Source organism: Curtobacterium sp. NPDC090217 (genome assembly GCF_044746705.1).
Taxonomy (GTDB): domain Bacteria; phylum Actinomycetota; class Actinomycetes; order Actinomycetales; family Microbacteriaceae; genus Curtobacterium.
In genome coordinates this window covers 159,130-185,567 of sequence record NZ_JBIVCR010000002.1, presented here as the reverse complement: position 1 = coordinate 185,567, position 26,438 = coordinate 159,130, and the positions used below count along the sequence as shown (strand labels likewise).

Here is a 26,438-nt window from a genome sequence, read left to right as displayed (position 1 = left end):
ACCCCTCCGTGGGATGATGGGCCGATGCCCGACCCGACGTCCCACGAACCGTCGCTGGCCGAGCCGATCCTGCATCGTGCCGCCCGGATCGAGGACGCCGTGCAGGAGTTCCGCGAACAGCGCGCCCGCCGACGCGGCCTCGTGCCGACCGTCATCCCGTACACCGGGTACGGCGCGCCCGGGTGGATCCGGGTGCTCTGCCGGGTGCTGCTGACCCGGCGTGGACTCGCCTCGGACGCGGCGTACACCGGTGTCCGCGGCTGGCGGACCTTCACGAGCGTGGCGGTCGACCACGCCGAGGTGACCATCACTGCCGGCGGGGTCACCCACACCGTGCAGTCCGACCGTGGCGGCGTGGTCGACACCATCGTCCCGATCGACCTCGAACCGGGCTGGCAGACCATCAGGCTGTCCGCCGGCGGCCAGCGCGACGCCGAGGCCGACGTCTTCGTCGTGCACCCGGACACGCGGTTCGGGCTGCTGTCCGACATCGACGACACCGTGATGGTGACCTCGCTCCCCCGTCCGATGCTGGCCGCGTGGAACTCCTTCGTCCTCACCGAGCACGCGCGCCGCCCGGTCCCCGGAATGTCCGTCCTCTACGAGCGTGTGCTCGCGCAGCACCCCGGGTCGCCGACGGTGTACCTCTCCACCGGTGCGTGGAACGTCGGGCCGACGCTCCAGCGCTTCCTCACCAGGAACATGTACCCGTCCGGCACCCTGCTGCTCACCGACTGGGGCCCGACGCACGACCGCTTCTTCCGGAGCGGGCAGCTGCACAAGCACGAGAACCTCCGGCGGCTCGCCCGCGACTTCCCGGACATCAAGTGGCTGCTCGTCGGTGACGACGGGCAGCACGACGAGACCCTGTACGGCGACTTCGCGCGCGAGCACCCGGACAACGTCGCGGGTGTCGCGATCCGGCAGCTGTCCACGAGCGAGGCCGTCCTCGCCGGTGGGCGGTCCAGGGCCCAGGAACGCTCCAGGGAATCCGCCGCGCCGTGGGTCTACGCCCCGGACGGCGCCGGTCTCTGGACCGAGCTCGCCCGCGTCGGGATCACCGAGCTCGACTAGACCCTGCGCGCACTCTCAGTCGGTGACGCATGACGCCGGTGGAACATCGGCGGTCAGTGGTTCGATCGGGGGCATGGCGCAACGCATCGAGGACCACGCGATCATCGGGGACTGCTACACGGCCGCACTGGTGGACCGTGCCGGCACGATCGACTGGGCGTGTCTCCCCCGCTTCGACAGCCCCTCGACCTTCGCGTCCCTGCTGGGAGACGAGCACGACGGGCACTGGACGCTCCGACCCACCGACCCCGACGCCACCGCCGAGCGTCGGTACGACGAGGACACCCTCGTCCTGACGACGATCTGGACCACGTCCACCGGGGTCGTCGAGGTCACCGACTTCATGCCGATCGGCGCGCACCGGGCATCGGTCGTCCGGCGCACCAGGGGGCTCACGGGCGAGGTCGAGGTCCGACAGGCCCTGCGCATCCGGTTCGACTACGCCCGCGCACTCCCCTGGGTCCGCCAGGTCGGCGACGACGACGACCCCGCACTCGTCGCGACGGCGGGGCCCGGGTCGGTCATCGTCCGCGGCGTCCGGTTCCACGCCGACGACCACCGCCACGTCGCGACCCGCACCGTGCACGACGGGGACGTGCTCGACACCGTGCTGACCTGGTACCCGTCGCACCGCGAGCCCCCGGAGGAACTCGACGTCGACGACGCACTCCACCGCACCGGGCAGTGGTGGCGCGACTGGACCGGCACCGCCCGCGTCGGCGGCCGCTACGCCGACGCCACCCGCCGGTCGCTGCTCTTCCTCCGTGCGATGACCCACGCGGAGACCGGCGGGGTCGTCGCCGCGGCCACCACGAGCCTGCCGGAGGACCCGGGTGGCGAACGCAACTGGGACTACCGGTACGTCTGGCTCCGCGACGCCTCGCTGGCACTCGCGTCGATGATCGCCCACGGCTACCAGGACGAGGCGAAGCACTGGCGTGGCTGGCTGCTCCGGGCGATCGCCGGCGACCCGGCCGACGTGCAGATCATGTACGGCATCGCCGGCGAGCGGGAGCTGCCCGAGTGGGAGCTCGACCACCTTGCCGGGTACGCGGGATCGAAGCCCGTGCGGGTCGGGAACGGGGCGTACACGCAGTACCAGGGCGACGTGTTCGGCGAGGTGCTCGCGGCGCTCCACGACGCCCGCGAGCTCGGCGTGGAGGAGAACGCCGACTCGTGGGCACTCCAGCGTGCCCTGCTCGGCTACGTCGAGGAGCACTGGCAGGAACCGGACAACGGCATCTGGGAGATGCGCGGCCCCCGACGGAGCTTCACGCACTCGCGGGCGATGATCTGGGCTGCGTTCGACCGAGGGGTCGCCGCGGTCGAGGAGTTCGGACTCGAGGGCCCCGTGGACCGCTGGCGCCGGCTCCGCGACGCCGTCCGTGCGGAGATCGACGAGCACGGGTGGAACGCCGAACGCGGGTCCTTTCGCCAGCACTACGACACCGACGAGGTGGATGCGAGCCTGCTCGTCCTGCCGCAGATCGGCTACTGCAAGGCGACCGACCCGCGGATGCTCGGGACCGTCGCCGCGATCGAGGAGGACCTCCGCGTCGGCTCGGACGGGCTCGTCCTGCGGTACCGCACCACGGCCGGGTTCGACGGGCTGAGCGGCAGCGAGCACCCGTTCCTCGCCTGCTCGTTCTGGCTGGTCGAGCAGTACGCGGCATCGGGGCGCATCGAGGACGCCGAGCGGCTCATGGACGTGCTCATTGGGTACGCCAACGACGTCGGCATGCTCTCGGAGGAGATCGACGTCGCGACGGGGCACCACATCGGCAACACCCCGCAGGCGCTCTCGCACCTGACGCTGGTGGCCGCGGCGGACGCGATCGAACGTGCCCGCGGCAAGGCGACGGGGCACCGCACCCGGATCCCCCAACACGACGGCGGCACGAGGTCGTGGACGGGCGAGGGCGAGCGCGCGGGCACCCCGGCCTGACGCTGCCCCGGCACACCGTGACCCGCCGTGCGGTGGGTCGTTTCGCGCGTAGGGAGCGGATTCGCGCGTAGGAGGTCGGAATTTCCGACCTCCTACGCGCGAAACGACCTCCTACGCGCGATTCGGCCACCTCCGTCCCGCACGCAGACGACGGACGGGAGGCGCGGTGCCAGCTGGCACCGCGCCTCCCGTCCGTGTGTGGTCCGGATCAGTGCGTCAGGACGACGACTCCCAGTCCGCGGGACCGCGCGAACCCGCGCGGTACTCCTCGAGCGGGACCTCGTTCGCCTTCCAGGCGGCGACGACGGGCTCCACGATCTCCCAGCACCGCTCCGCGACGTCGCCGCGGATCGAGAGCAGCGGGTCGTCGTGGAAGATCCCGTTGAGCACCTCGCCGTAGGGGGTCAGCTCGCCGTCGCTGAACGACGACGACAGCGTGACCTGGCCCATCTCGAAGGGGTTGCCCCCACCGTTCGCCGACACGGTCAGCTCGATCTCGTCCGGGTTCAGGACGATGCGCAGCGTGTCGGTCTTCGGGCGACCGGTCAGGCCGGAGGGCAGGCGCGGAACCGGCTTGAAGGTGATCAGCACCTCCTTGCGGCTCGCGCCGAGCGCCTTGCCGGAACGCAGTGTGAAGGGGACGCCCTTCCAGCGTGCGGTGTCGACCTCGACCGAGATCTCGGCGAGCGTCTCGGTCTGACGGCCAGGCTCGACGCCCTGCTCGTCCTGGTAGGACGGGAGCTCCTTGCCGTCGATCGTGCCGGCCGTGTAGACCGCGCGGCGGGAGGCGATCTTCGCGTCGTCGCCCTTCAGTCGGGTCGAGCGGAGCGCACGGGCGAGCGACGAGCGGAACTCGACGGCGTCGATGGCAGCCGGGGCGTCCATCGTCACGAGTCCGAGGATCTGCAGCAGGTGCGACTGGATCATGTCCACCATCGCGCCGGCCTCGTCGTAGTACTGGGCGCGGTTCTCCAGGCCGAGGGTCTCGTCGTAGAAGATGTCGACCTTCTCGATGTTCTCCGCGTTCCAGATCGGCTCGAACAGGCGGTTCGCGAAACGCAGACCGATGATGTTCAGGACCGTGGTGCGACCGAGGAAGTGGTCGGTGCGGTGCACGCGTTCTTCGGGGACGATCTTGAGGACCGTCTCGTTGAGGGCCTTGGCGCTGGCGACGTCGGTGCCGAAGGGCTTCTCGAACGCCAGGGTCGTGCCCTCGGGGAGGTCGACGGACTGCAGAGCCTCGCAGATGTCCGACGCGATCTGCGGCGGGAGCGCGAAGTACAGGATCGGCTCGTTCTCGGCGGCGTCGAGCAGCGCCTTGAGGTGCTTCGGGTCGGTCGGGTCGCCCTGGATGAAGATCGTCGACTCGATGGTCGCGTCGACCTCGGGTCCCTTGACGTCCTGCGAGGCGAAGGACTTCGTGACGATGTCCTTCCACTTCTCCGGGGTGCGCTCACTGCGGCCCGTGCCGATCAGCTGGACGGGGACGGCACGGCCGCTCTGCAGGAACGTGCCGAGGCCCGGCAGGAGCAGGCGGGAGGCGAGGTCGCCCGTCGCACCGAAGATGATGAGTGTGCGCTTGTCGGTCACCGGTGGTGACTCCTTTCGCGTGGTGGATGGGTCCGCATGGCTGCAAGCCGTACACGGGCCGGTTGATTCCCTGATGAGCGGCGGGCTGCGCGCGCTCTCATGGAGGTCGTCAGGACGCAGTTCGGGCGGCACCGAAGTTGGTGCCGCCCGAAGCGCGTCTGTCGTGGGTCAGTGCCCGAAGTTGCCGCGGTAGTACTCGAAGACCCAGCCGACCAGCGTCACGGCGACGAGCGCCAGGCCGATCGGGACGATCCACAGGCCGGCTGCGACACCGAGGAAGCAGATCGACGTCGACGCGGCGAGGAGGATGGGCCACCACGACCACGGGCTGAAGTGCCCGAGCTCGGCGTCGCCGTCCTCGATGTTGGCGTCCTGGCGGTCTTCCGGCAGGTCCCCGCCCTGGGCGGAGAGCACCCGGCCGAGGTAGAACGCGATGAACGCGGACATGAGCCCGACCAGGCCGATGCCGACCGTGCCGACCGGCTCCCAGCCGCCGTTGTGCGCGAGGGCGAACCAGATCGTGTACGCGGCGTCCGCGAGGATGAAGAACCCGAAGAGGATCCAGAACAGGTTGACGTTGGCGCGCATCGCCTTACTTCACCTCGCCCTTCGCGGCGTCGTAGGTCGGGGCATCGGGAGCGTCCTTCGCGGGACCCACACCGATCGGCACACCCGCTTCGGGGTGGTTCAGGTCGAACGCCGGGGACTCCGAACGGATCCGCGGGATCGACGTGAAGTTGTGCCGCGGCGGCGGGCAGCTGGTCGCCCACTCGAGCGAGCGGCCGTAGCCCCACGGGTCGTTCACGGCCACCTTCGGGGCGTTCCGCGCGGTGACGTAGACGTTGAAGATGAACGGCAAGAACGAGATGCCGAGGATCATCGCGCCGATGGTCGACAGCTGGTTCATCCAGGTGAAGCCGTCGTTCGGCAGGTACGTCGCGTACCGACGCGGCATGCCGATGACGCCCAGCCAGTGCTGGATGAGGAACGTCGTGTGGAAGCCGATGAACAGCAGCCAGAAGTGGATCTTGCCGAGGCGCTCGTTGAGCATGCGACCCGTCCACTTCGGCCACCAGAAGTAGAAGCCGGAGAACATCGCGAACACGACGGTGCCGAAGACCACGTAGTGGAAGTGCGCGACGACGAAGTACGAGTCCGACACGTGGAAGTCGAGCGGCGGGGAGGCCAGGATGACACCGGTCAGACCACCGAACGTGAAGGTGATCAGGAAGCCGATCGCCCAGAGGATCGGGGTCTCGAAGGTCACCGAGCCGCGCCACATCGTGCCGACCCAGTTGAAGATCTTCACGCCGGTCGGGACCGCGATGAGCATCGTCATGAGCGAGAACCACGGCAGCAGCACCGAGCCGGTGACGTACATGTGGTGCGCCCACACCGTGACCGAGAGGGCCGCGATGGCGATGGTCGCGTAGACGAGGGTCTTGTACCCGAAGATCGGCTTGCGGCTGAAGACCGGGAAGACCTCGGAGACGATGCCGAAGAACGGCAGCGCGATGATGTACACCTCTGGGTGGCCGAAGAACCAGAAGAGGTGCTGCCAGAGCAGGGCACCACCGTTCGCGGGGTTGAACACCTGGGCGTCGAACACCCGGTCGAGACCGAGTCCGAACAGTGCGGCGGCGAGGACCGGGAAGGCCATGAGCACGAGGAGCGACGTCACGAGGGTGTTCCACGTGAAGATCGACATGCGGAACATGGTCATGCCGGGGGCGCGCATCGTGATGATCGTCGTGATGAAGTTCACCGCACCGAGGATCGTCGAGAAGCCCGTCAGGCCGAGCCCGAAGACCCACAACGTGCCACCGAGCCCTGGTGTGAACGTGGTGTCGCTCAATGGCGCGTAGGCGAACCAGCCGAACGACGCCGCACCCTGCGGGGTGAGGAAGCCGCCGACGGCGATGAGCCCACCGAAGAAGTAGAGCCAGAACGCGAAGCCGTTCAGACGCGGGAACGCGACGTCCGGCGCACCGATCTGCAGCGGCATGATGGCGTTCGCGAAGCCCGAGAACAGCGGCGTCGCGAACAGCAGCAGCATGATCGTGCCGTGCATCGTGAAGAGCTGGTTGTACTGCTCCTTCGTCGCCACGAGCTGCAGCCCCGGCTCGAAGAGCTGCGCGCGGATGACGAGCGCCATCACGCCGGCGAGCAGGAAGTACAGGAACGACGTGATCAGGTACATGTACCCGATCGTCTTGTGGTCCGTGGAGGTGATCCACCGGACGATGATGTTGCCCTTCCGACCGACCTTCGACGCCTGGAAGTCCGGCGTCGAGGTGCTGGTCGGTTGGCCGACGAATGACGTGGTCATCTGGCGAGCCCCTACTTGTCGTCCGACGCCGTGACGGGCGCCTTGTTGTCAGGCTGGTTCGTGTTGGTGTTGTACTCGTCGCCGAGCAGGCCCACCTTGCCCTGGTCCTTGAGGGTGTCGAGGTACGCCTCGTACTTGGCGGGCGACACGACCTTCACCTGGAAGAGCATGAGGGAGTGGTACTCGCCGCAGAGTTCGGCGCACTTGCCCTGGTACGTGCCTTCCTTCTGCGGGATGAAGTACTCGTAGTTCGTCTTCCCGGGGAGCATGTCCTTCTTGTACAGGAAGTCGATGATCCAGAAGGAGTGGTCGACGTCGCGGGAGTCGAGCTCGATCTTGACCTTCTTGCCGACCGGCAGGTAGAGGGTCGGGAGCTGCGACTCGTCGATCGCGCCGCTCTTGTTCTCTTCTTCCTGGGCCTGGATGCCCTGGTAGTAGACGCTCTTCGACGGGTCGTTCTGGTCGATGTAGTTGAAGTCCCACGCCCAGCGCTTGCCGTAGACGTGCACCGTGGTGTCCGGCTGCGCGAACGGCTTCTCGATCGCGGCCTGGTCCTTGGCGGTGAAGGCGAAGAAGCCCAGCACGAGGATGAGCGGCACGATCGTGTAGAAGATCTCGAGCGGCATGTTGTAGCGCATCTGTACCGGGAGGCCGGTCTGGCCCTTCCGACGGCGGTAGACGATCGCTGCCCAGATGATCAGGCCCCACACGATGAGCCCGACGGCGAGGAGCACGATCCAGCTGGTGGTCCACAGGCCGACGATGCGGCTGGTGTGGTTCGTGACGTCCTTCGTCTCATCGGTGCCCGGCAGCCACCCGTTGAGCTGCTGCTGCGAGCAACCCGCCAGTGCGATGACCAGACCGACGGCCACCGGGACGGCCGCCCAACGTATACGGCGATTCGAACGCACTGTTACCTCTCGGAATGACGTGAACCCGGAGCGCAGTTGCGTCGAAGACCGACGCGAGGCACACGAAGGCGTCTCATGGCTGGCTCCCAGCTTGGTTGGAACACTCCTAGCTTACTCGCAGCTGGTGACGCCTCGTGCACGCCCGACACACCCTCGGGCCCGATCCGACCGTGTCCGACTCGGTTTTTCCCTGGTCATCGCGGGCCTGCGAGCACGGAAAACGCGAGCGGGGAGCAACCGTGTCGGTCGCTCCCCGCTCGCGTCGTCGGGACTGCTCCAGGTCAGTGGAAGCTGTCTCCGCACGCGCAGCTGCCCTGCGCGTTGGGGTTGTCGATGGTGAAGCCCTGCTTCTGGATGGTGTCCTCGAAGTCGATCGTCGCGCCGTCGAGGTACGGGACGCTCATCTTGTCGACGACGACCTCGACCCCGTCGAACTCGGCGGTGGCGTCACCGTCGAGCAGACGCTCGTCGAAGTAGAGCTGGTAGATCAGCCCGGAGCAGCCACCCGGCTGGACGGCGAGGCGCAGACGGAGGTCGTCACGGCCTTCCTGCTCGAGCAGGCTCGCCACCTTCCCCGCCGCGGCGTCGCTGAGCAGGACCCCGTGCGACGACGGTGCCGTCGCGGCCGTGGTCTCGGTGGTGATGGTGTCGCTCATGCGCGCCTCCCTCTGCTGCGGTGCCGGTCACCGCTGCCTGGTCGATTGTAAGCACGCCCACCGACGGACCGCAGCCGATGTGGAGAACGTGCACCGAGCCTCCAGGCAGGTCAGCGCGTCGCGAGGCGGGCCAGCAGGATCGTCTCGGCCGCGATCGCACGGTGCAGCACGCCGAGGTGCTGGGACTCGTTCGGGCTGTGCGCCCGCGTGTCGGGGTCCTCGACCCCGGTCACCAGGATCTGCGCCTCGGGGAACTCGGCGGCCAGGTCGGACACGAACGGGATCGATCCGCCGATGCCCTGCTCGACGGGCTCTGCGCCCCATCCCTCGTCCATCGCGGTGCGTGCCTCACGGACGGCCCATCCGCTGGTGTCCACGAGGAAGCCATCCCCGGCGTCGGGCTCGCTGATCTCCACGCGGGCGCCGAACGGCGTGTGCGCGGAGATGTGGCGCTCGACGGCGGCGTACGCGTCGCGTGCGGACTGTCCGGGGGCGACCCGGACCGAGACGCGCGCCGAGACCGTCGGCAGCAGCGTGTTCGACGCGTTCGCGACGCTCGGGACGTCCATGCCCGTGACGGTGATCGAGGGCTGGAACCACATGCGCGACAGGACGTCGCCGGTGCCGACCGGCTTCGCACCCGGGACCAGCGCCGCATCGGCGGCGAGTTCGTCCTCGCTGCGGGCCGGCACCGGCGCGTCGTACGAGGTCAGCCCCTCGACGGCCACCGAACCGGCGTCGTCGTGCAGCGAGGCGAGCAGCCGGACCATCGGCATCATCGCGTCGGGTGCCGCTCCCCCGAACATGCCGCTGTGGCTCGCGTGCTCGAGCGTCGTCAGGGTCAGCTTGAACGTCACGTTGCCGCGGAGGGAGACCGTGATCGCGGGGACCTCGGTGGACCAGTTGTCGCTGTCGGCCACCACGATGACGTCGGCGGCCAGGTGCTCCTTCTGCTCGCGGAGGAACGTGCGGAACGAGCGGGAGCCGAACTCCTCCTCGCCCTCCACGAAGAGGACGATGCCGAGGTCGAGGTCGTCGCCGAACCGCGCGTGCAGCGCACGGAGCGAGGCGACGTGGGTCATCACGCCGGCCTTGTCGTCCGAGGCGCCGCGGCCGTACAGGCGGTCCCCGCGGAGCGTCGGCTCGAACGGCGGGGTCTCCCACAGCGCGTCGTCGCCCTGCGGCTGGACGTCGTGGTGGGCGTAGAGCATCACGGTCGGCTTGCCGTTGCGGGCCGGGCGGACGGCGAGGACCGCTGGCTGCCCGAGCTCGACGCCGTCGAGGTCCGTCCCGGTCGCGTCCGAGGCACCAGCGGGCGTGTCGCCCTCGACGGCGCTCCTGATGATCTTGACGTCGTCGAACACACCGGTGCTGCGCGCCAGGTCGGCCACGGCCTCCGCGTTCCGCCGCACGTGCGCGGGGTCGAACGCCGACCAGGACACCGACGGGATCCGCACCAGGTCCGAGAGGTCGGCGATCGTCGTCGGCAGGTCGCCCTGCACCTGTTCGCGGAGGGCGTCGAGCAGGGCGGGGTCGGTCGCGGGTGCGGACTGTGCGTGGTCGGTCATGCCCGGTAATCTAGAGGACAACCGGTGCCGGGGTGTTCCCCGGCGCACCGCTCACCGACCAGCAGGAATCACCGTGGCGAAGGCAGCACCCAAGACCAACACGACAGCCAACCCCTCGGAAGAGGAACTGCTCGAGCAGGGCAAGGGCCGTCCGACGCCGTCCCGCCGCGAGCGCGAGGCAGCGAACCGCCGACCGCTCGTCGGCAACACGCCCGTCGACAAGAAGGCAGCGCGCGCCCGCCTCAACAACGAGCGCGAGAAGGCCCGCGTCGGGATGGCCAACGGCGAGGAACGGTACCTCCCCGCGAAGGACAAGGGCGAGCAGCGCAAGTTCGTGCGCGACTACATCGATGCGCGCTGGAACGTCGGCGAGGTGATGATGCCGGTCCTCGTGGTCTTCCTGATCGTCGGGTTCGTCGCGTCCCAGACCGCTGCCGCCTCGTACGCGCTGCTGCTCGTGTGGGCGTTCGTGGCGCTGTTCATCCTCGACTGCGTCGTGCTCTGGGTCGTGCTGCGCAAGAAGCTCACCGCGAAGTTCGGCGTGTTCCAGAAGGGCACGTTCCTCTACATCCTGACGCGGGCGTGGCAGCTGCGCTTCCTGCGTCTGCCGAAGCCCCAGGTCAAGCGCGGCCAGTACCCCTCCGCCTGACCCGTTCGTCCCGAAGCGCCGCCGGCCCCTGGCCGGCGGCGCTTCGTCGTCCCGGCGCGCGGCGGGGTGCAGCCGCGTGCACGCGCCGGGGGCCGTGTCCGGTGACGCGCCGGACGGGAGGCTCGGTGCCGGTCCGCGACGAGCCTCCCGTCCGTCGACTGGTCGCGACACGTCGCGCGTCTTCCGCCGACCGGTCGAAGAGTGTCGTCGCGGCCTTCCGGGACCGACAGAGCGCGACCGCTCGAAGAACGTGAGCGGGGTGTCGCGACCGGTCGCGGCGAAGTCGAGCGGGGGGGGACGCGACAGCGCGCCCGGCGGCGCTCAGCGCGCGGCGCGCGCCTCGCGCTTCAGCCGACGCCGCCGCAGCCGGTTGATCCGCGTCGCCCAGGTCGGCCCCTCGTAGAGGAACGCCGTGTAGCCCTGCACGAGCGTCGCGCCGGCATCGACACGGGCCTGCACGTCCGCCTCGGAGGTGACTCCCCCGACCGCGATCACGCAGAAGTCGGTCGGCACGGCGGCGCGCACGCGGCGCAGGACGTCGAGCGACCGGGCGGACAGCGGCGCCCCGGAGAGCCCACCAGCCCCCATCGCCTCCACGTCGGCGACGGGCGTCGCGAGCCCGGAGCGCGAGATCGTCGTGTTGTTCGCGATGACCCCGGCGAGCCCGAGGTCGACCGCGAGCCCGGCGATCGCGTCGATCTGCTCGTCGGTGAGGTCCGGCGCGATCTTCACCAGCACGGGGACCCGTCCGGCGGCGTCGTTCACCGCGGAGAGCAGGGGACGGAGCTGGTCGAGCTCCTGCAGCCCACGGAGGCCCGGCGTGTTCGGCGAGCTCACGTTGACCGCGAGGTAGTCCGCGAACGGCGCGAGGAGCCGCGTCGACTCGAGGTAGTCGTCGACCGCGTCCGCGACGTCGACCACGCGGCTCTTCCCGATGTTCACGCCGATGACGGGCCGACCGGGGTTCCGGCGAGCACGCTCGAGCCGGCGTGCCGCGGCCGCTGCACCCTGGTTGTTGAACCCCATGCGGTTGATCAGGGCACGGTCGGCGATGAGCCGGAACAACCGTGGCTTCTCGTTGCCCGGTTGGGGCTTCGCCGTGATCGTGCCGACCTCGACGTGCCCGAAGCCGAGCAGACCGAGGCCGCCGATCCCCCTGGCGTCCTTGTCGAACCCGGCGGCGAGGCCGAACCGGGACGGGAAGTGGATGCCCATCGTCGTGACGCCGTCGTCGGCCGACGGACGGGAGTACCGCTCCACGAGCCCCCGCACGATCGGGACCCTCGGGAGCACCTTGATGACGCCGAACGCCAGGTGGTGGGCACGCTCGGGGTCCATGTTCGCGAAGACGCCACGGAAGACGGCCCCGTACCCGGCGCGGACGATGCGTTCCGCGATGCCGCTCACGCGTCGGCCCCGGTCGTCGACTGCGGCTCACCGTGGTGGTCGATGCGGAGCTGCCCGATCGCGGACTCGAAGTCCTCGAGCGAGTCGAACGCCTGGTACACGCTGGCGTACCGGAGGTAGGCGACCTCGTCGAGTTCACGCAGCGGGTCGAGGATCGCGAGGCCGATGTCGTTCGCCTCGATCTGGCTGGCGCCCGAGGACCGCACGATCTCCTCCACCCGCTGCGCGAGCACCGCGAGGTCGGAGTCCGTCACGGGGCGGCCCTGGCAGGCCTTCCGCACGCCGGAGATGATCTTCTCCCTGCTGAACGGTTCGAGCACCCCGTTCCGCTTCACGACGTTGAGCGATGCGGTCTCCGTCGTGGAGAAGCGACGCCCGCAGTTCGGGCACTGGCGGCGGCGACGGATCGAGGTGCCGTCGTCGCTCGTGCGGGAGTCGACGACGCGGGAGTCCGGGTGGCGGCAGAAGGGGCAGAACATGTCGTGCCCCAGGCTATCGGTTCGGCACGCCCGCTACGGGCCGACGGGCGAACCTGTGCGGGCGGTCACCGCTGCACCGTGGGCGGGGAGCTGCTCCTCGGTCGAGAGCGCGACGATGTGCGGCGCGACCTCGGCCAGGGCGTCGGCCGTGTAGCGGATCACCTGCTGCGGCCGCAGGAACGTCGACGCCGACAGTCCGGAGCCGAACCGGGCCTGGCCGCCGGTCGGCAGCACGTGGTTCGAGCCGGCCAGGTAGTCCCCGAGACTCACGGGCGTGCTCGGGCCGACGAAGACCGCACCAGCCGCGTCGATGTCCGCCAGGACCGCGTCGTCGTCGACGGTCTGGATCTCGAGGTGCTCCGGCCCGTACGCGTTGCTCACGGTCGCCGCGTCCAGGAGCGAGTCCACCAGGACGACGGCGGACTGCGGGCCGTCGAGCGCAGCCTGGAGGCGCGTGGCCGTCCCGAGCACCGCCGTCTGTCCCGGGATGGCGGCTTCCACCGCATCGGCGAACGTCGCCGACGTCGTCACCAGCACGCTGCCGGCCTGTTCGTCGTGCTCCGCCTGGCTGATGAGGTCGGCCGCGACGTACGCGGGGTCGGCCGACTCGTCGGCGATGACGAGGATCTCGGTGGCGCCGGCCTCGGCGTCGATCCCGACGACGCCACGGACCAGGCGCTTGGCTGCGGCGACGTAGTTGTTGCCGGGCCCGGTGACGAGGTCGACCGGCTCGAGGCCGATCGACGGCACGCCGTACGCCAGCGCGCCGATCGCTCCGGCTCCGCCCATCGCGTAGACCTCGTCGATGCCGAGGAGCCCGGCCGCGGCGAGGATCGTCGGGTGCACGGCGCCGCCGTGGTCGCGCTGCGGCGGGGACACGAGCGCGATCGAACCGACGCCGGCGACCTGCGCCGGGACGACGTTCATGACGACGCTCGACGGGTACACGGCCTTGCCGCCGGGGACGTAGAGCCCGACGCGCCGCATCGGCTGCCAGCGCTGGTGGACCTCGGCGCCGTCGGCCAGCGTCGTGACGGATGCGGCGGGGACCTGGGCGGCACTCGCTGCCCGGACGCGGCGGATCGCCTCGTCGAGCGCCGTGCGGAGCTCCGGCGTGAGCCCGGCGACCGCGGCGGCGATGTCGGCGGCCGGCACCCGGACGGCCGCCGGTGCTCCCCCGTCGAACCGCTCGGCCTGCTCCTGCAGCGCCTCGGCTCCACGCTCGCGGACGTCGTCCACGAGCGCCCGGGCCGCGTCCACCGCGTGCCCGACGTCACCGACGGCGCGCGGCATGAGACGGAGGAGTTCGGCGCGGACGGGCAGTCCGCCACGGAGGTCGATTCGCTGCATCATGAGGCGTCCAGCGTACCGACGCGGGGTGCACGTCCGAGCACCGCGTCGATGACGGGCGCGTGCCGCTCGACGTCGTCGCTGCCCCACGAACCGGCGAAGCGCAGCGTGGCGATCCGGAACGCGAGCGCGCGGACGAGCAGCTGCGACCACTCCGGGATCCCGTCGCCGAGTCGCTCGAGCCCGTCGAGCGGGTACCCGTGCCAGCAGCCCGCGTCCACCGCGGCGATCGCGGCACCGAGCCCCGCCGGTCGCCAGTACGGCGGCCAGTCGATGACCGCCGGCGGCTGTCCCTCGGCGAACAGCACGTTGCCGAGGAGGTCGCCGTGGACCAGCTGGGACGGTGCCTCGACGGGACGGAACGCCGCGACCAGCCGGTCGAGCGACGGGTCCCGCGGCAGCTCGTCGTCGTCCCACACGGCCCGGTCCGCACGCGACCACGCGTTGTCCTTCATCGTGAGGAACGCCGGACGCTCGAGCCCGGCGATCGCCCGGTGGAAGGCGGTGCCCGCGCGGATGACGTCAGCGACCCGGGTCTCGTCGGCCTGTCCGGGGAACCACTCCCACGCTTCCCAGGCGCCGTGCCGCCACTCGCCCGTGATCGTCGGGACGGGTCGAGGGTCCGGAACCCGTCGCCGTCCGGCAACGACGCGAGGACGCCGGCGCGCCAGTCCGTCTCGGCGGGGCCATCGTGCGGTCGGAGCACCACGGCACCGGCACGCCAGCTCAGCCCCCGACCGCCGACGAGTCGCTCGATCACCGCCCCCTGCACCCCGAAGGCGCGGAGGACGTCCTCCCCCGGAGCCGCAGCATCGCCCGCGATCACGGAGTCCGGAGGACCTTCGTCATCGGTCGGCCCTTGGCGAGCTCGTCGACGAGCTTGTCGAGGACGCGGATCCGCCACATCAGCGGGTCGTCGATCTCCTCGACCCTGATGCCGCAGATCATCCCCGTGACCTGCGGCGCGTCGGGGTTGAGCGTCGCCTGTTCGAAGAACGCCTCGAACGTCGACTCGTCGGCGAGCTGCTGCGCGAGCGCCACGTCGTCGAAACCGGTCAGCCACGCGATGACGGCGTCGAGCTCGTCCTTCGTCCGACCCTTCCGCTCCAGTTTCGCGAGGTAGAGCGGGTAGACGCTCGCGAACGGCGTCCCGAAGATCCGGTGTCCCGCCATGCTGACTCCCCTTCGCCTACACCAGGCAGCGCGGACCGAGCAGGCTCTTCAGCTCGCCGAACAGGTCCGGGGTGAGGTTCACCGGGAACGGCAGCTCGAACGTGCGGGCGACGTCGTCCTTGAGCAGCTTCAGCCGGACCTCGGTCTCGCCGCTGTGCCGACCGAGCACGGCGGCGAGCTCGGTGACGATCTCCGTCGTCGCCTGCCGCTCCGGCACGCTCAGCGTCAGCGGACCGGAGCCCATGACGTCACCGAGGTTGGGCTGGAACATGCTCACCGCATGCAGCGCCTTGCCGTCGTCGCGCACGTTGACACGACCACGCAGCACCACGATCGAGTCGGCCACGAGCGACGGCCCGAACTCCTGGTAGGTCTTGCCGAGGAACATCACGCCGATCTCGCCGCCGAAGTCCTCGATCTGGACGATGCCGTACGGGTTGCCACTCGTCTTCGCGACGCGGTGCTGCACGCTCGTCAGCAGGCCGGCGACGGTGACCGTCTCGCCTTCGACCGAGTCGTCCATGCCGATCAGGTCCGCGATGGTGACCGACTGGTGCTTCGCGAGCTCGATCTCCAGCCCCGCGAGCGGGTGGTCGGACACGTAGAGCCCGAGCATGTCGCGCTCGAACGCCAGCTTGTCGCGCTTGGACCACTCCGGGCGGTCGGGCACCTGCGACACCACGGTCATCGAGGGCTGTTCCTCGGCGACCTCGGCGAAGAGCGAGTCGAAGTCGAACCCGACGTTGCCGTGCACCTCGTCGCGCTTGACCTTCACCGCGGCCTCGACCGCGCCTTCGTGGATCTCCACGAGGGCCCGGCGGGTGTCGCCGAACTCGTCGAACGCGCCCGCCTTGATGAGCGACTCGACGGTCCGCTTGTTCGCCGACGAGATCGGGATCTTGCGGAGGAAGTCGTGGAACGAGTCGAACGCGCCCTTCTCGGTGCGGGCCTTCACGATGTCGTCGACGACGTTGAACCCGACGTTCCGGATCGCGCCCATGCCGAATCGGATGTCGTCGCCGACGGCCGCGAAGAAGCCGATCGACTCGTTCACGTCCGGCGGCATGACCTTGATGCCCATCCGGCGGCACTCGTTGAGGTACAGCGCGAGCTTGTCGCGGGCGTCGCCGACACTCGTCAGCAGTGCCGCCATGTACTCGGCCGGGTAGTGGGCCTTGAGGTACGCGGTCCAGAACGACACCACGCCGTACGCCGCGGAGTGCGCCTTGTTGAACGCGTAGTCGGAGAACGGCAGCAGGATGTCCCACAGCGTCTTGATCGCAGCGGCCGAGTAGCCGTTGTCCTGCATCCCCTTCTCGAAGCCCGCGTACTGCTTGTCCAGCTCGGACTTCTTCTTCTTGCCCATCGCGCGACGGAGGATGTCCGCCTGGCCGAGGGAGAACCCGGCGACCTTCTGCGCGATGGCCATGACCTGCTCCTGGTAGATGATCAGGCCGTAGGTCGTGCCGATGATGTCCTTGAGCGGCTCCTCGAGCTCCGGGTGGATCGGCGTGATCGCCTGCTCGCCGTTCTTGCGGAGCGCGTAGTTCGTGTGCGAGTTCGCACCCATCGGGCCCGGTCGGTACAGGGCGATGAGCGCGGAGATGTCCTCGAAGTTGTCGGGCTTCATCAGCCGCAGCAGGCCACGCATCGGGCCGCCGTCGAGCTGGAAGACGCCGAGCGTGTCACCGCGCTGCAGGAGCGCGTACGCCTCGGGGTCCTCGAGCCCCATGGTCTCGAGGTCGAGTTCGATGCCGCGGTTCGTCTTGATGTTGTCGAGGGCGTCACTGATGATCGTGAGGTTCCGGAGCCCCAGGAAGTCCATCTTGATCAGGCCGAGCGACTCCGATGCCGGGTAGTCGAACTGCGTGACGATCTGGCCGTCCTGCTCCCGCTTCATGATCGGGATGATGTCGATCAGTGGGTCGCTCGACATGATGACGCCGGCCGCGTGCACGCCCCACTGGCGCTTCAGCCCCTCGAGCCCGAGCGCGGTGTCGAACACCGTCTTGGCTTCCGGGTCGGTCTCGACGACGGTGCGGACGTCGACGGCTTCCTTGTAGCGGGGGTGGTTCTTGTCGAAGATCCCGGTCAGCGGGATGTCCTTGCCCATCACGGGCGGCGGCATCGCCTTGGTGAGCTTCTCGCCCATCCCGAACGGGAACCCGAGGACGCGCGAGGAGTCCTTGAGCGCCTGCTTCGCCTTGATCGTGCCGTACGTGACGATCTGCGCGACGCGTTCGGAACCGTACTTCTCGGTGACGTACTTGATCGCCTCACCGCGGCGCCGGTCGTCGAAGTCGACGTCGAAGTCGGGCATCGAGACGCGGTCGGGGTTGAGGAAGCGCTCGAAGATCAGCCCGTGCCGGATCGGATCGAGGTCGGTGATGCGCATCGCGTACGCCACCATCGAGCCGGCACCGGAACCACGTCCAGGTCCCACGCGGATGCCGTGGTCCTTCGACCAGTTGATGAAGTCGGCGACCACGAGGAAGTACCCGGGGAAGTTCATCTGGTTGATGATCCCGACCTCGTAGTCGGCGCGGGCCTGGACCTCGTCGGAGATGCCGTCCGGGTACCGGTACTGCAGGCCCTTCGCGACCTCTTTCTCGAACCAGGAGTGCTCGGTCTCACCCTCCGGTACCGGGAACTTCGGCATGTAGTTCGCCGAGGTGTCGAACTCGACGTTGCACCGTTCGGCGATCAGCAGGGTGTTGTCGCACGCGTCGAGGTTGTCGCGGAACACGTGCCGCATCTGCTGCGGGGTCTTCAGGTAGAACTCGTCGGCGTCGAACTTGAAGCGGTTCGGGTCGTTCAGGGTCGAGCCGGACTGCACGCAGAGCAGCGCCGCGTGCGACTTGGCGTCGTGGGAGTGCGTGTAGTGCAGGTCGTTCGTGCCGACCAGCGGGATGCCGAGGTCCTTCGCGATCTTGATGACGTCGCTCATCACCCGGCGCTCGATCTCGAGCCCGTGGTCCATCACCTCGGCGAAGTAGTTCTCCTTGCCGAAGATGTCGCGGTAGTCCGCGGCCGCCTTGATCGCCTCGTCGTACTGCCCGAGGCGCAGGCGCGTCTGGATCTCGCCGGACGGGCAGCCCGTCGTGGCGATGATGCCCTCGTGGTACTCCTGCAGGAGCTCGATGTCCATGCGCGGCTTGAAGTAGTAGCCCTCGATCGAGGCCTTCGACGACAGCCGGAACAGGTTGTGCATGCCCGTCGTGTTCTCGGCGAACATCGTCATGTGCGTGTAGGAACCCGCACCGGAGACGTCGTCCCCGCCGCCGTCGCCCCAGCGCACACGGGTCTTGTCGGTCCGGTGGGTGCGCGGCGTGATGTACGCCTCTGTCCCGATGATGGGTTTGACGCCGCCGGCCTTCGCGGCCTTCCAGAACTCGAACGCCCCGAACATGTTGCCGTGGTCGGTCACCGCCACGGCCGGCATGCCCTGCGCCGCGGTCTCGGCGACGAGGTCGTTGAGTCGCGCGGCACCGTCGAGCATCGAGTACTCACTGTGCACGTGCAGGTGGACGAAGGAGTCGGAATCCGACACGGAACCTCCGGTTGGTGACGCTGCTGCGGGGTGGGAACAGCCTAACCGCGACGGGCGACAACCGCGGCCCCGACGGCACCGATCCCGGCCCGGACGGCGCCGCTTGCGGCCCGGACATCAGCGGATGAGCGGCAACCAGATGTCGTCGACGATCTCGAGGATCCGCGCGTCGGGCACCCGCTTCAGCGTCATCACGAGGTCGTGCCGCATCAGGTCGGACGGCAGCGACACCAGTCCCTCCGGCCAGTCCCTGGCCGGGATCTCGCCACGGTCCGCCGCGCGCTCGAGGAACACCCTGCCGATGGTCGACCGGCCCCCGAGCAACCGGGACCGGAGATCGGCCGGCGACAGTCCGGTGTCGGCGTTGATGTTCGACATGTACAGGCTGATCACGGTGATGAAGTCGGACCGCGCGGCGTTGAAGTCCCGCAGCGTCGCGAGGATGTCCCCACGGAGCGACCCGGTGTCCACGACGGGACGACGCTCGAACAGCCCGGCGTGCTGCAGCGCCGCGAGCACGAGGTCCACCTTCGTCGGCCACCTGCGGTAGAGCACGGGCTTCGAGGTCTCGGCGCGCGCGGCGACCCCCTCGTAGGTCAGCCCAGCGTAGCCCACCTGTTCGAGCTCCTGCCAGGCGGCGTCGAGCAGCGCCGACTCGAGCTCGGCACCGCGGCGTCGTGTCCTTGCAAGATCCACTTGCGTATCTTAACGCGTCGCAGTAGCTTGGCGCCAACAAGAAACGGGAGCGTATCTACAAATGGACAAGAACCTCAGCAGACTGGCCATCGCGCTGGTCGTCGGTGCGATGGCACCGTTGTTCGACTCGACGATCGTGAGCGTGGCGCTGCACACCCTCAGCCGCGACCTGCACACCAGCGTCGACACCATCCAGTGGGTCAGCACCGGCTACCTCCTCGCGATGGGCGTCACGGTTCCCCTCGTCGGGTGGCTGCAGAACCGCGTGGGCGGGCGGCGCCTCTGGATGGCGTCGCTCGTGGTCTTCCTCGTCGGCAGCATCCTGTGCTCGCTCGCGTGGGATGCGCCGAGCCTCATCGTGTTCCGTGTCGTCCAGGGCGTCGGCGCCGGCGCGATGATGCCGCTGCTGACCACGCTCCTGATGCAGGCGGCCGGTGGACGGAACGTCGGCAAACTCATGTCGGTCGCATCGCTGCCCACCGCGCTCGGGCCGATCCTCGGCCCGGTCATCGGCGGACTCATCCTCGGTGCCGGCAGCTGGCCGTGGCTGTTCTGGGTGAACGTGCCGTTCGCGGTCGCCGGACTCGTCCTCGCGTGGCGGTTCATGCCGGCGGACGGACCCGTCGGCACGGCGCGGCTGGACGCCGTGGGCCTCGTGCTGCTCTCCCCCGCCGTCGTCGGCGTCCTCTACGGCTTGAGCAACGCGAGCCGGTCGGACGGCTTCGCCCGGTTCGACGTGTGGGCACCGCTCGGCGCCGGCGTGGTCCTCCTCGCCGCGTTCGTCCTCTGGGCCACAGGCCGCCGGGGTGCCGCCCTGGTGGACCTCGCCCTGCTCCGACACCGCCCGCTCGCCGCCGCGGCCACGCTGATGTTCCTGATGGGCGCGGCGCTGTACGGCGGGATGCTCCTGCTGCCACTGTCGTTCCAGGAGCTGCGCGGCACGGACGCGCTCGGTGCCGGGCTGCTGCTCATCCCGCAGGGCGTCGGTTCACTGCTCAGTCGATCGCTCGCCGGACGGCTCACCGACCGGATCGGCGCACGGCTGGTCGCGGTCGTCGGGTTCGCCGTGGTCCTCGCGGCGACGATCCCCTTCGCCTTCGCGGACGGCTCGACGAACGAGTGGTGGATCGCACTCGTCCTCGTCGTCCGCGGGCTCGGCCTCGGTGCCGTGATGATCCCGATCATGGCCGTCGGCTTCGTCGGGCTCGACCGACCGGAGATGCCGCACGCCAGCACCATCACCCGGCTCGCCCAGCAGCTCGGCGGCGCGTTCGGGACCGCCGTGCTCGCCGTCGTGCTCGCGGGCGCCGCCGCCGGGGGCGACGCGGCTGCAGCCTTCCAGCAGGCGTTCTGGTGGGCGATCGGCATCACCGGCTTCGCGACGGTGCTCGCGCTGCTGCTGCCCGGCCGTCAGCCAGCCGGTGGCGAGACACCGGTGTCCACGTCCGCGTCCGCCCGGCAGCCGGCGACCAGCACTGTCGAGTGAGCACCACCGAGTGAGCACCGTCGAGTGAGCACCGTCGAGTGAGCAGCAGTGGCGGCCCGACCGAGTGGCGGGCCGCCACGACTGCGCACTCGATGGTCCGCGCGCGACGACCGGCGGGCGTGCCAGCGCGATCAGACCGGCGGGCGTGTCAGCGCGATCAGACCGACGCGCTGCGGATCCTCTCGAGCGCGAGCGCCAGGTCTTCCGGGTATTCCGCCTGGAACTCGACCCAGTCGCCGGTCCGCGGGTGCGCGAACCCGAGCCGGACGGCATCCAGCCACTGCCGCGTCAGCCCGAGCGACTCGGCGAGCACCGGGTCCGCGCCGTACATCGTGTCGCCGACCAGCGGGTGCCTGGTCGCGGCCATGTGCACGCGGATCTGGTGCGTGCGCCCAGTCTCGAGGTGCACCTCGAGCAGGGTCGCCGACCGGAACGCCTCGAGCGTCTCGTAGTGCGTCACGCTCGGCTTGCCGTCGGAGGTGACCGCGAACTTCCAGTCGCTGGAGGGGTGCCGTCCGATGGGCGCGTCGACCGTGCCGGAGGTCGGGTCCGGGTGCCCCTGCGCGAGTGCGTGGTAGACCTTCTCGACCGTGCGCTCCTTGAACGCGCGCTTGAGGTGCGTGTACGCGAGTTCCGTCTTCGCGACGACCATCAGCCCCGAGGTGCCGACGTCGAGCCGGTGCACGATCCCAGCACGCTCGGCGGCGCCGGACGTGGCGATGGTGAACCCGGCGGCGGCGAGGCCACCGGGAACCGTCGGGCCGTCCCACCCTGGTGACGGGTGCGCGGCGACGCCGACGGGCTTGTCGACGACGACGATGTCCTCGTCGTCGTGGACGATCGTCATGCCGGGCACGACCGCGGGGACGATCCGTGGCGCTTCCTTCGGGGTCCATTCGACCTCGAGCCACGAGTCCGCGTGGAGCCGGTCGGACTTGTCGACGACGGCACCGTCGACGCGCACGCCGCCGGCCGCCACGACGTCGGCGGCGAAGGACCGGCTGAAGCCGAGGAGCTTCGCGATGGCGGCGTCGACACGCTCACCCGCGAGCCCGTCCGGAACGGGCAGGGAACGCGACTCGGTCACGTCGCGTCGTGCCCCAGCGAGTCGGACGAGGGACGGGAGGCACGGCTGGTGTCCGCGACGTCGGCGACGGTTCCCGACTCGTGAACCGCAGCGTCCGTGGCGGCGTCGCCACGAGCCTCCTGTCCGCCCTTCTTGGACGCGACCGTCCTGGTGCCGTCGAGGTTCACCCCGAAGACGACCAGCAGCACGAAGACCACCATGCTGATGCAGATGAACGAGTCCGCGATGTTGTAGATCGCCGGCATCATCCACGGCGTCGAGATGAAGTCGACGACGTGACCCTGCCCGAACCCCGGCTCACGGAAGAGCCGGTCGCTCAGGTTCCCGAGCGCCCCGCCGAGCAGCATGCCGAGCACGATCGCCCACCACATCGAGTGGATGCGCCGGGCGAAGACGATGATCGCGACCACGACGGCCGCCGAGACGATCGAGAACACCCAGGTCATGTTCACCGCGAACGAGAACGCGGCACCGGGGTTCCTGACGTAGAGGAACTGCAGGGCGTTCCCGAGCACGGTTACGACCTGACCGTACGGGAGGTTCGCGACGACGAGGGCCTTCGCTCCCTGGTCGAGCGCCACCACCACGACAGCGGCGAAGGCCAGTGCCGCGATCGCGCGGACACTGACCTTCGCTCGTTGGTCTTGCTGGGACAAATCAGTTGCCGAAGCCCTGCGCCGATGCCGGCGCGGGGGTGAGACCAGACTGCTCGGTGCCCGACGAGGAGTCGAGTTCGCTGAGCTGGCTCTGGATGTAGCTCTTCAGCTGGGCGCGGTAGTCGCGCTCGAACGTGCGGAGCTCGTCGATCTTGCCCTCGAGCTGCGTGCGCTCCTGCTCGAGCACCGCGACACGCTGACGGTTGGTGTTCTCGGTGTCGGCGATGATCTGGCGCTGCTTGGCCTCTGCATCGGAGACGAGGCGCGCGGCCTGGGCCTGGCCCTCGGCGATGAGCGCGTCGCGCTTCTCGACGCCCTCGCGGACGTGCTCCTCGTGGAGACGACGCGCGAGCGTCAGGAGGTTCGTGGTGCCCTCGGTGTCCTCGTCCGCGCTGACCGTGGCGGCCGGGGCTGCAGCAGCGGCCACCGGTGCGGGCTCGGGAGCGGCGGCGACGGGGGCCGGCTCCGGCTCGGGCTCTGCAGCGGGGGCGGGCTGCTCGGTCTCGGCCGACTTCGGCGCGGACTCGGCGGCCTGCAGGCGCTGACGGAGCTCGTCGTTCTCCTGGGTCAGGCGACGCAGCTCGACCACGACCTCGTCGAGGAAGTCGTCGACCTCGTCCTGGTCGTAGCCCTCGCGGAACTTGGTCGGCTGGAACCGCTTGTTGACTACGTCTTCCGGCGTCAAAGCCATTGCCGTCACCTCAATAGAACTGCTGAACGTGTGGAACCGAAACGTCTCGCTGCGAATGTACCAGGCGAGACTCCCGGTGCGGATGCCCACCGGAGCGGGCATCGATCCCGACCACCGTACACCGACGCAGGGCCCGATCCGTGATCATGACCTGGGCGTGGCGCGTCGCGGACGACGTGGACCGGGTGCTGCGGGTCAGACCGTGATCGAGATGACCCGCACGATGCTCATCAGGATGATCGTGACGAGCATCACGATGGACCAGCCGAAGTCGAGTGCGACGGCACCCATCCGCAGCGGCGGGAGGGCACGGCGCACGGTCCGGATCGGCGGGTCCGTGAACGTGTAGACGAACTCGGCGACGACGAGCATCCCGCCGCGGGGACGCCACGACCGGTTGAACGCCTGCACCATGTCGAGCGCGAACCGCCCCCAGAGCACGAAGAAGTACAGCAGGAGGAGGAAGTACAGGATCGTGAAGATCACGGACACGGTGCGGCTCGCTCGTCTCGGGTACGTGGTGCCGGGGGCACCGCGTACGGGGCGGGTGGGCCTGGGCGGCGCCACACGGTCACGGGGACCGAGCGACGCGACGACTCAGGACTGGGCGAAGAAGGACGCCTCGATGTCGGACTCTACCTCTGGTGCCTCACCACTCACTGCGACGTGGGCCGGGGAGAGCAGGAACACCTTGTTGGTGACGCGCTCGATCTTGCCGTAGAGGCCGAGGGACAGACCGCTCGCGAAGTCGATCATGCGGCGGGCGTCGGCCTCGGTCATCTGCGAGAGGTTGATGATGACGGGGATCCCGTCGCGGAAGCTCTCGGCGATGGACTGGGCGTCCTTGTACTCGCGCGGGTGGACGGTGAGGATCTCGTTCATTTCCTGGACCGGGGTCGCCTTCTGTGCGGTCGTGTGCGAGCGGCGGAGCGGGGTGACCTGGGCGCCGCGCTGGTGGGTGTGCTTCGGCTCGGCCGGAGCAGGGGCGGTCGCCGTGGCTGCCGGTGCGGCGGCGGGGGCCGCTGCCGGTGCTGCCTCGTGCTGCACCGCGGGAGGTGCCGACTGCTGCTGCTGGGCGCGCGCCTGGGCCGGCGACGCCTGCTGCTGCTCGTCCTCGTACTCGAGTTCCTCGTCGGCGAGGCCGAGGTACACCATCGTCTTCTTCAACGGACCGGCCATGGTTCCTCCAGTGGTGTTCGTGCTCGTGGATGCCCTGCGACGAGGCTAGGGCGAGACGGGACGGTTTCCGGTGATTGCCGTGCCGATCCGTAGGTGTGTCGCGCCCTCGAGCACGGCGTCGGGGAAGTCGCCGCTCATGCCGGCCGAGATGTCCGTCGCGGTCGGCACGAGCCGTTGCACGCGCTCGGAGATCGACCGCAGCCGGGCGAAGGCCGGACGGGGCTCCTCGTCGAGCGGCGCGACGGCCATCACGCCGCGCAGGGCGATCGTGCCCGTGCCCACGATGCGCTCCACCATCGCCTCGACGTCGTCGGGCGCCACCCCGCCGCGACCGGGATCATCCGTGAGGTTGACCTGCACGAAGCCGTCGATCACCGGCGGCTCGGGCTCGGACTCGTTCGGCGCGAACGCGTCGACGACCGAACCGCGGTCGAGCGACTGCACCACGTGCGCGTACCGGCGGACCTGACGCGCCTTCTTGGACTGGAGTTGCCCGACGAAGTGCCACGTCAGGTCGAGGTCGGCCAGCTCCGCCGCCTTGGCCTGCGCCTCCTGGTGGCGGTTCTCCCCCACGTCGGTGACGCCGAGTGCCGCGAGCTCGCGGACGAGCGACGCCGGGTGGTACTTGGTCACGACGACGAGCGTGAGCTCGCCGGGGTCACGGCCAGCGGCCCGCGCCGCGTCGGCGATGCCGTCGCGGACACGGGCCAGCCGGTCCTGGAGGCTCGGAGGAGCGTCCGACAAGGGCGTTACTTCAGGAAGTCGGGGACGTCGAGCTCGTCGTCGTCACCGTCGAAGGCGGGGTCGGCAGCGCGCTGCGCCGGCGGCTCGTGCTCCTGCGACGCCCAGGACGGCGACGAGGTGGTCGAGTCCTCGATGGCACCGCTCGCGCCGGTGGCGACGGGCACGGTCGAGCCACCCTCGGGGTCGACCCAGCTCGAGCGACGCTCCTTGAGCTGCTGCGTCGGCTCGCCGCCGTCGAAGCCAGCCGCGATGACCGTGACGCGCACCTCGTCGCCGAGCGTGTCGTCGATGACGGCACCGAAGATGATGTTCGCCTCGGGGTGCACGGCTTCCTGCACGAGACGAGCGGCGTCGTTGATCTCGAAGATGCCGAGGTTCGAGCCACCCTGGATCGAGAGCAGCACGCCGTGCGCACCGTCGATCGAGGCCTCGAGCAGCGGGGACGCGACGGCGAGCTCGGCGGCCTTGATGGCACGGTCGGCTCCCCGCGAGGACCCGATGCCCATGAGCGCCGAACCGGCACCCTGCATGACGCTCTTCACGTCGGCGAAGTCGAGGTTGATCAGCCCGGGGGTCGTGATCAGGTCGGTGATGCCCTGGACACCGGCGAGGAGCACCTGGTCGGCGGTCGCGAACGCCTCGACCATGGAGATGCCGCGATCGGAGATCTCGAGCAGGCGGTCGTTCGGCACGACGATGAGCGTGTCGACCTCGTCCTTGAGCCCGGCGACGCCGTTCTCGGCCTGCGACTGCCGGCGCTTGCCCTCGAAGCTGAACGGCTTCGTGACGACGCCGATGGTGAGTGCACCGATCGACTTCGCGATCCGAGCGACGACGGGTGCGCCACCGGTGCCGGTGCCACCGCCCTCGCCGGCGGTCACGAAGACCATGTCGGCACCAGCGAGGGCCTCTTCGATCTCCTCGGCGTGGTCCTCGGCGGCACGACGGCCGACCTCGGGGTCCGCGCCGGCGCCGAGGCCACGGGTGATCTCGCGACCGACGTCGAGCTTGACGTCGGCGTCGCTGAGCAGCAGGGCTTGGGCGTCGGTGTTGATCGCGATGAACTCGACCCCACGGAGGCCCAGCTCGATCATGCGGTTGACGGCGTTGACGCCGCCGCCGCCGACACCGACGACCTTGATGACGGCGAGGTAGTTGTGGTTCGTGGTCACGTCAGTCCGGCCTCCGGTTGAACCCTCAACCTCTACTTGAAGTTCA

General features: G+C 69.5%; 24 protein-coding genes. 4 read left to right on the top strand and 20 right to left on the bottom strand.

Annotated features, from left to right (window positions below; genetic code table 11):
* Positions 1 to 24 precede the first annotated feature (24 nt).
* Entirely contained in the window at positions 25 to 1,074 is a 1,050-nt protein-coding gene (locus ACIPJ2_RS08540) for an App1 family protein (RefSeq protein WP_281264207.1), read from the top strand.
* A 73-nt stretch (positions 1,075 to 1,147) separates the two neighbouring features.
* Complete coding sequence (locus ACIPJ2_RS08535; RefSeq protein WP_402728458.1) at positions 1,148 to 3,019, top strand: glycoside hydrolase family 15 protein; 1,872 nt, start codon at positions 1,148 to 1,150, stop codon at positions 3,017 to 3,019.
* 216 nt (positions 3,020 to 3,235) lie between these two features.
* Here ACIPJ2_RS08535 and ACIPJ2_RS08530 read toward each other — a convergent pair whose 3' ends face one another.
* From ACIPJ2_RS08530 to ACIPJ2_RS08505, 6 genes are all read right to left on the bottom strand, one after another.
* Positions 3,236 to 4,609 (bottom strand): glucose-6-phosphate dehydrogenase, encoded by a 1,374-nt coding sequence (locus tag ACIPJ2_RS08530; protein WP_402728457.1) that lies wholly within the window; start codon positions 4,607 to 4,609, stop codon positions 3,236 to 3,238.
* A 168-nt stretch (positions 4,610 to 4,777) separates the two neighbouring features.
* Positions 4,778 to 5,197 (bottom strand): cytochrome c oxidase subunit 4, encoded by a 420-nt coding sequence (locus ACIPJ2_RS08525; protein WP_281264204.1) that lies wholly within the window; start codon positions 5,195 to 5,197, stop codon positions 4,778 to 4,780.
* Positions 5,198 to 5,201: 4 nt separating this feature from the next.
* The gene (ctaD, locus tag ACIPJ2_RS08520; protein ID WP_402728456.1) at positions 5,202 to 6,938 is read right to left on the bottom strand and encodes a cytochrome c oxidase subunit I; all 1,737 of its coding nucleotides are present in this window, start codon (positions 6,936 to 6,938) and stop codon (positions 5,202 to 5,204) included.
* An 11-nt stretch (positions 6,939 to 6,949) separates the two neighbouring features.
* Positions 6,950 to 7,849 carry a cytochrome c oxidase subunit II gene (coxB, locus tag ACIPJ2_RS08515; RefSeq protein ID WP_281264202.1) on the bottom strand — a complete coding sequence of 300 codons (900 nt, stop codon included), beginning with the start codon at positions 7,847 to 7,849 and terminating at the stop codon, positions 6,950 to 6,952.
* A 281-nt stretch (positions 7,850 to 8,130) separates the two neighbouring features.
* Positions 8,131 to 8,505 carry an iron-sulfur cluster assembly accessory protein gene (locus ACIPJ2_RS08510; protein ID WP_281264201.1) on the bottom strand — a complete coding sequence of 125 codons (375 nt, stop codon included), beginning with the start codon at positions 8,503 to 8,505 and terminating at the stop codon, positions 8,131 to 8,133.
* 110 nt (positions 8,506 to 8,615) lie between these two features.
* Positions 8,616 to 10,073: a dipeptidase gene (locus ACIPJ2_RS08505; RefSeq protein ID WP_402728455.1), complete on the bottom strand. Its 1,458-nt coding sequence runs from the start codon at positions 10,071 to 10,073 to the stop codon at positions 8,616 to 8,618.
* Positions 10,074 to 10,146: 73 nt separating this feature from the next.
* Here ACIPJ2_RS08505 and ACIPJ2_RS08500 point away from each other — a divergent pair, with 73 nt between their 5' ends.
* Positions 10,147 to 10,722, top strand: a complete 576-nt coding sequence (locus ACIPJ2_RS08500) for a DUF3043 domain-containing protein (RefSeq protein ID WP_402728454.1) — start codon at positions 10,147 to 10,149, stop codon at positions 10,720 to 10,722.
* Between the two features lie 321 nt (positions 10,723 to 11,043).
* Here ACIPJ2_RS08500 and ACIPJ2_RS08495 read toward each other — a convergent pair whose 3' ends face one another.
* The 7 genes from ACIPJ2_RS08495 to ACIPJ2_RS08465 form a co-directional block, all read right to left on the bottom strand.
* Positions 11,044 to 12,129: a quinone-dependent dihydroorotate dehydrogenase gene (locus ACIPJ2_RS08495; RefSeq protein WP_402728453.1), complete on the bottom strand. Its 1,086-nt coding sequence runs from the start codon at positions 12,127 to 12,129 to the stop codon at positions 11,044 to 11,046.
* Complete coding sequence (nrdR, locus tag ACIPJ2_RS08490; protein ID WP_402728452.1) at positions 12,126 to 12,608, bottom strand: transcriptional regulator NrdR; 483 nt, start codon at positions 12,606 to 12,608, stop codon at positions 12,126 to 12,128. The genes ACIPJ2_RS08495 and nrdR overlap by 4 nt, the downstream gene beginning before the upstream one ends.
* Positions 12,609 to 12,641: 33 nt before the next feature.
* Positions 12,642 to 13,961: a histidinol dehydrogenase gene (gene hisD, locus ACIPJ2_RS08485; RefSeq protein ID WP_402728451.1), complete on the bottom strand. Its 1,320-nt coding sequence runs from the start codon at positions 13,959 to 13,961 to the stop codon at positions 12,642 to 12,644.
* Positions 13,958 to 14,413, bottom strand: a complete 456-nt coding sequence (locus ACIPJ2_RS08480; protein WP_402728450.1) for a hypothetical protein — start codon at positions 14,411 to 14,413, stop codon at positions 13,958 to 13,960. Before ACIPJ2_RS08480 ends, hisD begins: the two co-directional genes overlap by 4 nt.
* Before the next feature lie 367 nt (positions 14,414 to 14,780).
* Positions 14,781 to 15,131 (bottom strand): DUF2200 domain-containing protein, encoded by a 351-nt coding sequence (locus ACIPJ2_RS08475; protein ID WP_402728449.1) that lies wholly within the window; start codon positions 15,129 to 15,131, stop codon positions 14,781 to 14,783.
* A 16-nt stretch (positions 15,132 to 15,147) separates the two neighbouring features.
* Positions 15,148 to 18,630: a DNA polymerase III subunit alpha gene (gene dnaE / locus ACIPJ2_RS08470; RefSeq protein ID WP_402728977.1), complete on the bottom strand. Its 3,483-nt coding sequence runs from the start codon at positions 18,628 to 18,630 to the stop codon at positions 15,148 to 15,150.
* A gap of 168 nt (positions 18,631 to 18,798) precedes the next feature.
* Positions 18,799 to 19,377 (bottom strand): TetR/AcrR family transcriptional regulator, encoded by a 579-nt coding sequence (locus ACIPJ2_RS08465; RefSeq protein ID WP_402728448.1) that lies wholly within the window; start codon positions 19,375 to 19,377, stop codon positions 18,799 to 18,801.
* 61 nt (positions 19,378 to 19,438) lie between these two features.
* Between ACIPJ2_RS08465 and ACIPJ2_RS08460 the strand changes: the two genes are divergently transcribed.
* The gene (locus ACIPJ2_RS08460) at positions 19,439 to 20,863 is read left to right on the top strand and encodes an MDR family MFS transporter (protein WP_402728447.1); all 1,425 of its coding nucleotides are present in this window, start codon (positions 19,439 to 19,441) and stop codon (positions 20,861 to 20,863) included.
* A gap of 157 nt (positions 20,864 to 21,020) precedes the next feature.
* Here ACIPJ2_RS08460 and ACIPJ2_RS08455 read toward each other — a convergent pair whose 3' ends face one another.
* From ACIPJ2_RS08455 to ftsZ, 7 genes are all read right to left on the bottom strand, one after another.
* The gene (locus ACIPJ2_RS08455) at positions 21,021 to 21,950 is read right to left on the bottom strand and encodes an RluA family pseudouridine synthase (protein ID WP_402728446.1); all 930 of its coding nucleotides are present in this window, start codon (positions 21,948 to 21,950) and stop codon (positions 21,021 to 21,023) included.
* Entirely contained in the window at positions 21,947 to 22,606 is a 660-nt protein-coding gene (gene lspA, locus ACIPJ2_RS08450) for a signal peptidase II (RefSeq protein ID WP_402728445.1), read from the bottom strand. Before lspA ends, ACIPJ2_RS08455 begins: the two co-directional genes overlap by 4 nt.
* Position 22,607: 1 nt before the next feature.
* Complete coding sequence (locus ACIPJ2_RS08445; protein WP_402728444.1) at positions 22,608 to 23,297, bottom strand: DivIVA domain-containing protein; 690 nt, start codon at positions 23,295 to 23,297, stop codon at positions 22,608 to 22,610.
* A gap of 195 nt (positions 23,298 to 23,492) precedes the next feature.
* Positions 23,493 to 23,789 carry a YggT family protein gene (locus ACIPJ2_RS08440; protein WP_402728443.1) on the bottom strand — a complete coding sequence of 99 codons (297 nt, stop codon included), beginning with the start codon at positions 23,787 to 23,789 and terminating at the stop codon, positions 23,493 to 23,495.
* 105 nt (positions 23,790 to 23,894) lie between these two features.
* On the bottom strand, positions 23,895 to 24,476 hold the full coding sequence (locus tag ACIPJ2_RS08435) for a cell division protein SepF (protein ID WP_402728442.1): 582 nt from the start codon (positions 24,474 to 24,476) through the stop codon (positions 23,895 to 23,897).
* 45 nt (positions 24,477 to 24,521) lie between these two features.
* Positions 24,522 to 25,220: a YggS family pyridoxal phosphate-dependent enzyme gene (locus ACIPJ2_RS08430; protein WP_402728441.1), complete on the bottom strand. Its 699-nt coding sequence runs from the start codon at positions 25,218 to 25,220 to the stop codon at positions 24,522 to 24,524.
* 5 nt (positions 25,221 to 25,225) lie between these two features.
* A complete protein-coding gene (gene ftsZ, locus ACIPJ2_RS08425; RefSeq protein ID WP_402728440.1) occupies positions 25,226 to 26,392 on the bottom strand; it encodes a cell division protein FtsZ in 1,167 nt (388 codons plus the stop codon).
* Between the last annotated feature and the right edge of the window lie 46 nt (positions 26,393 to 26,438).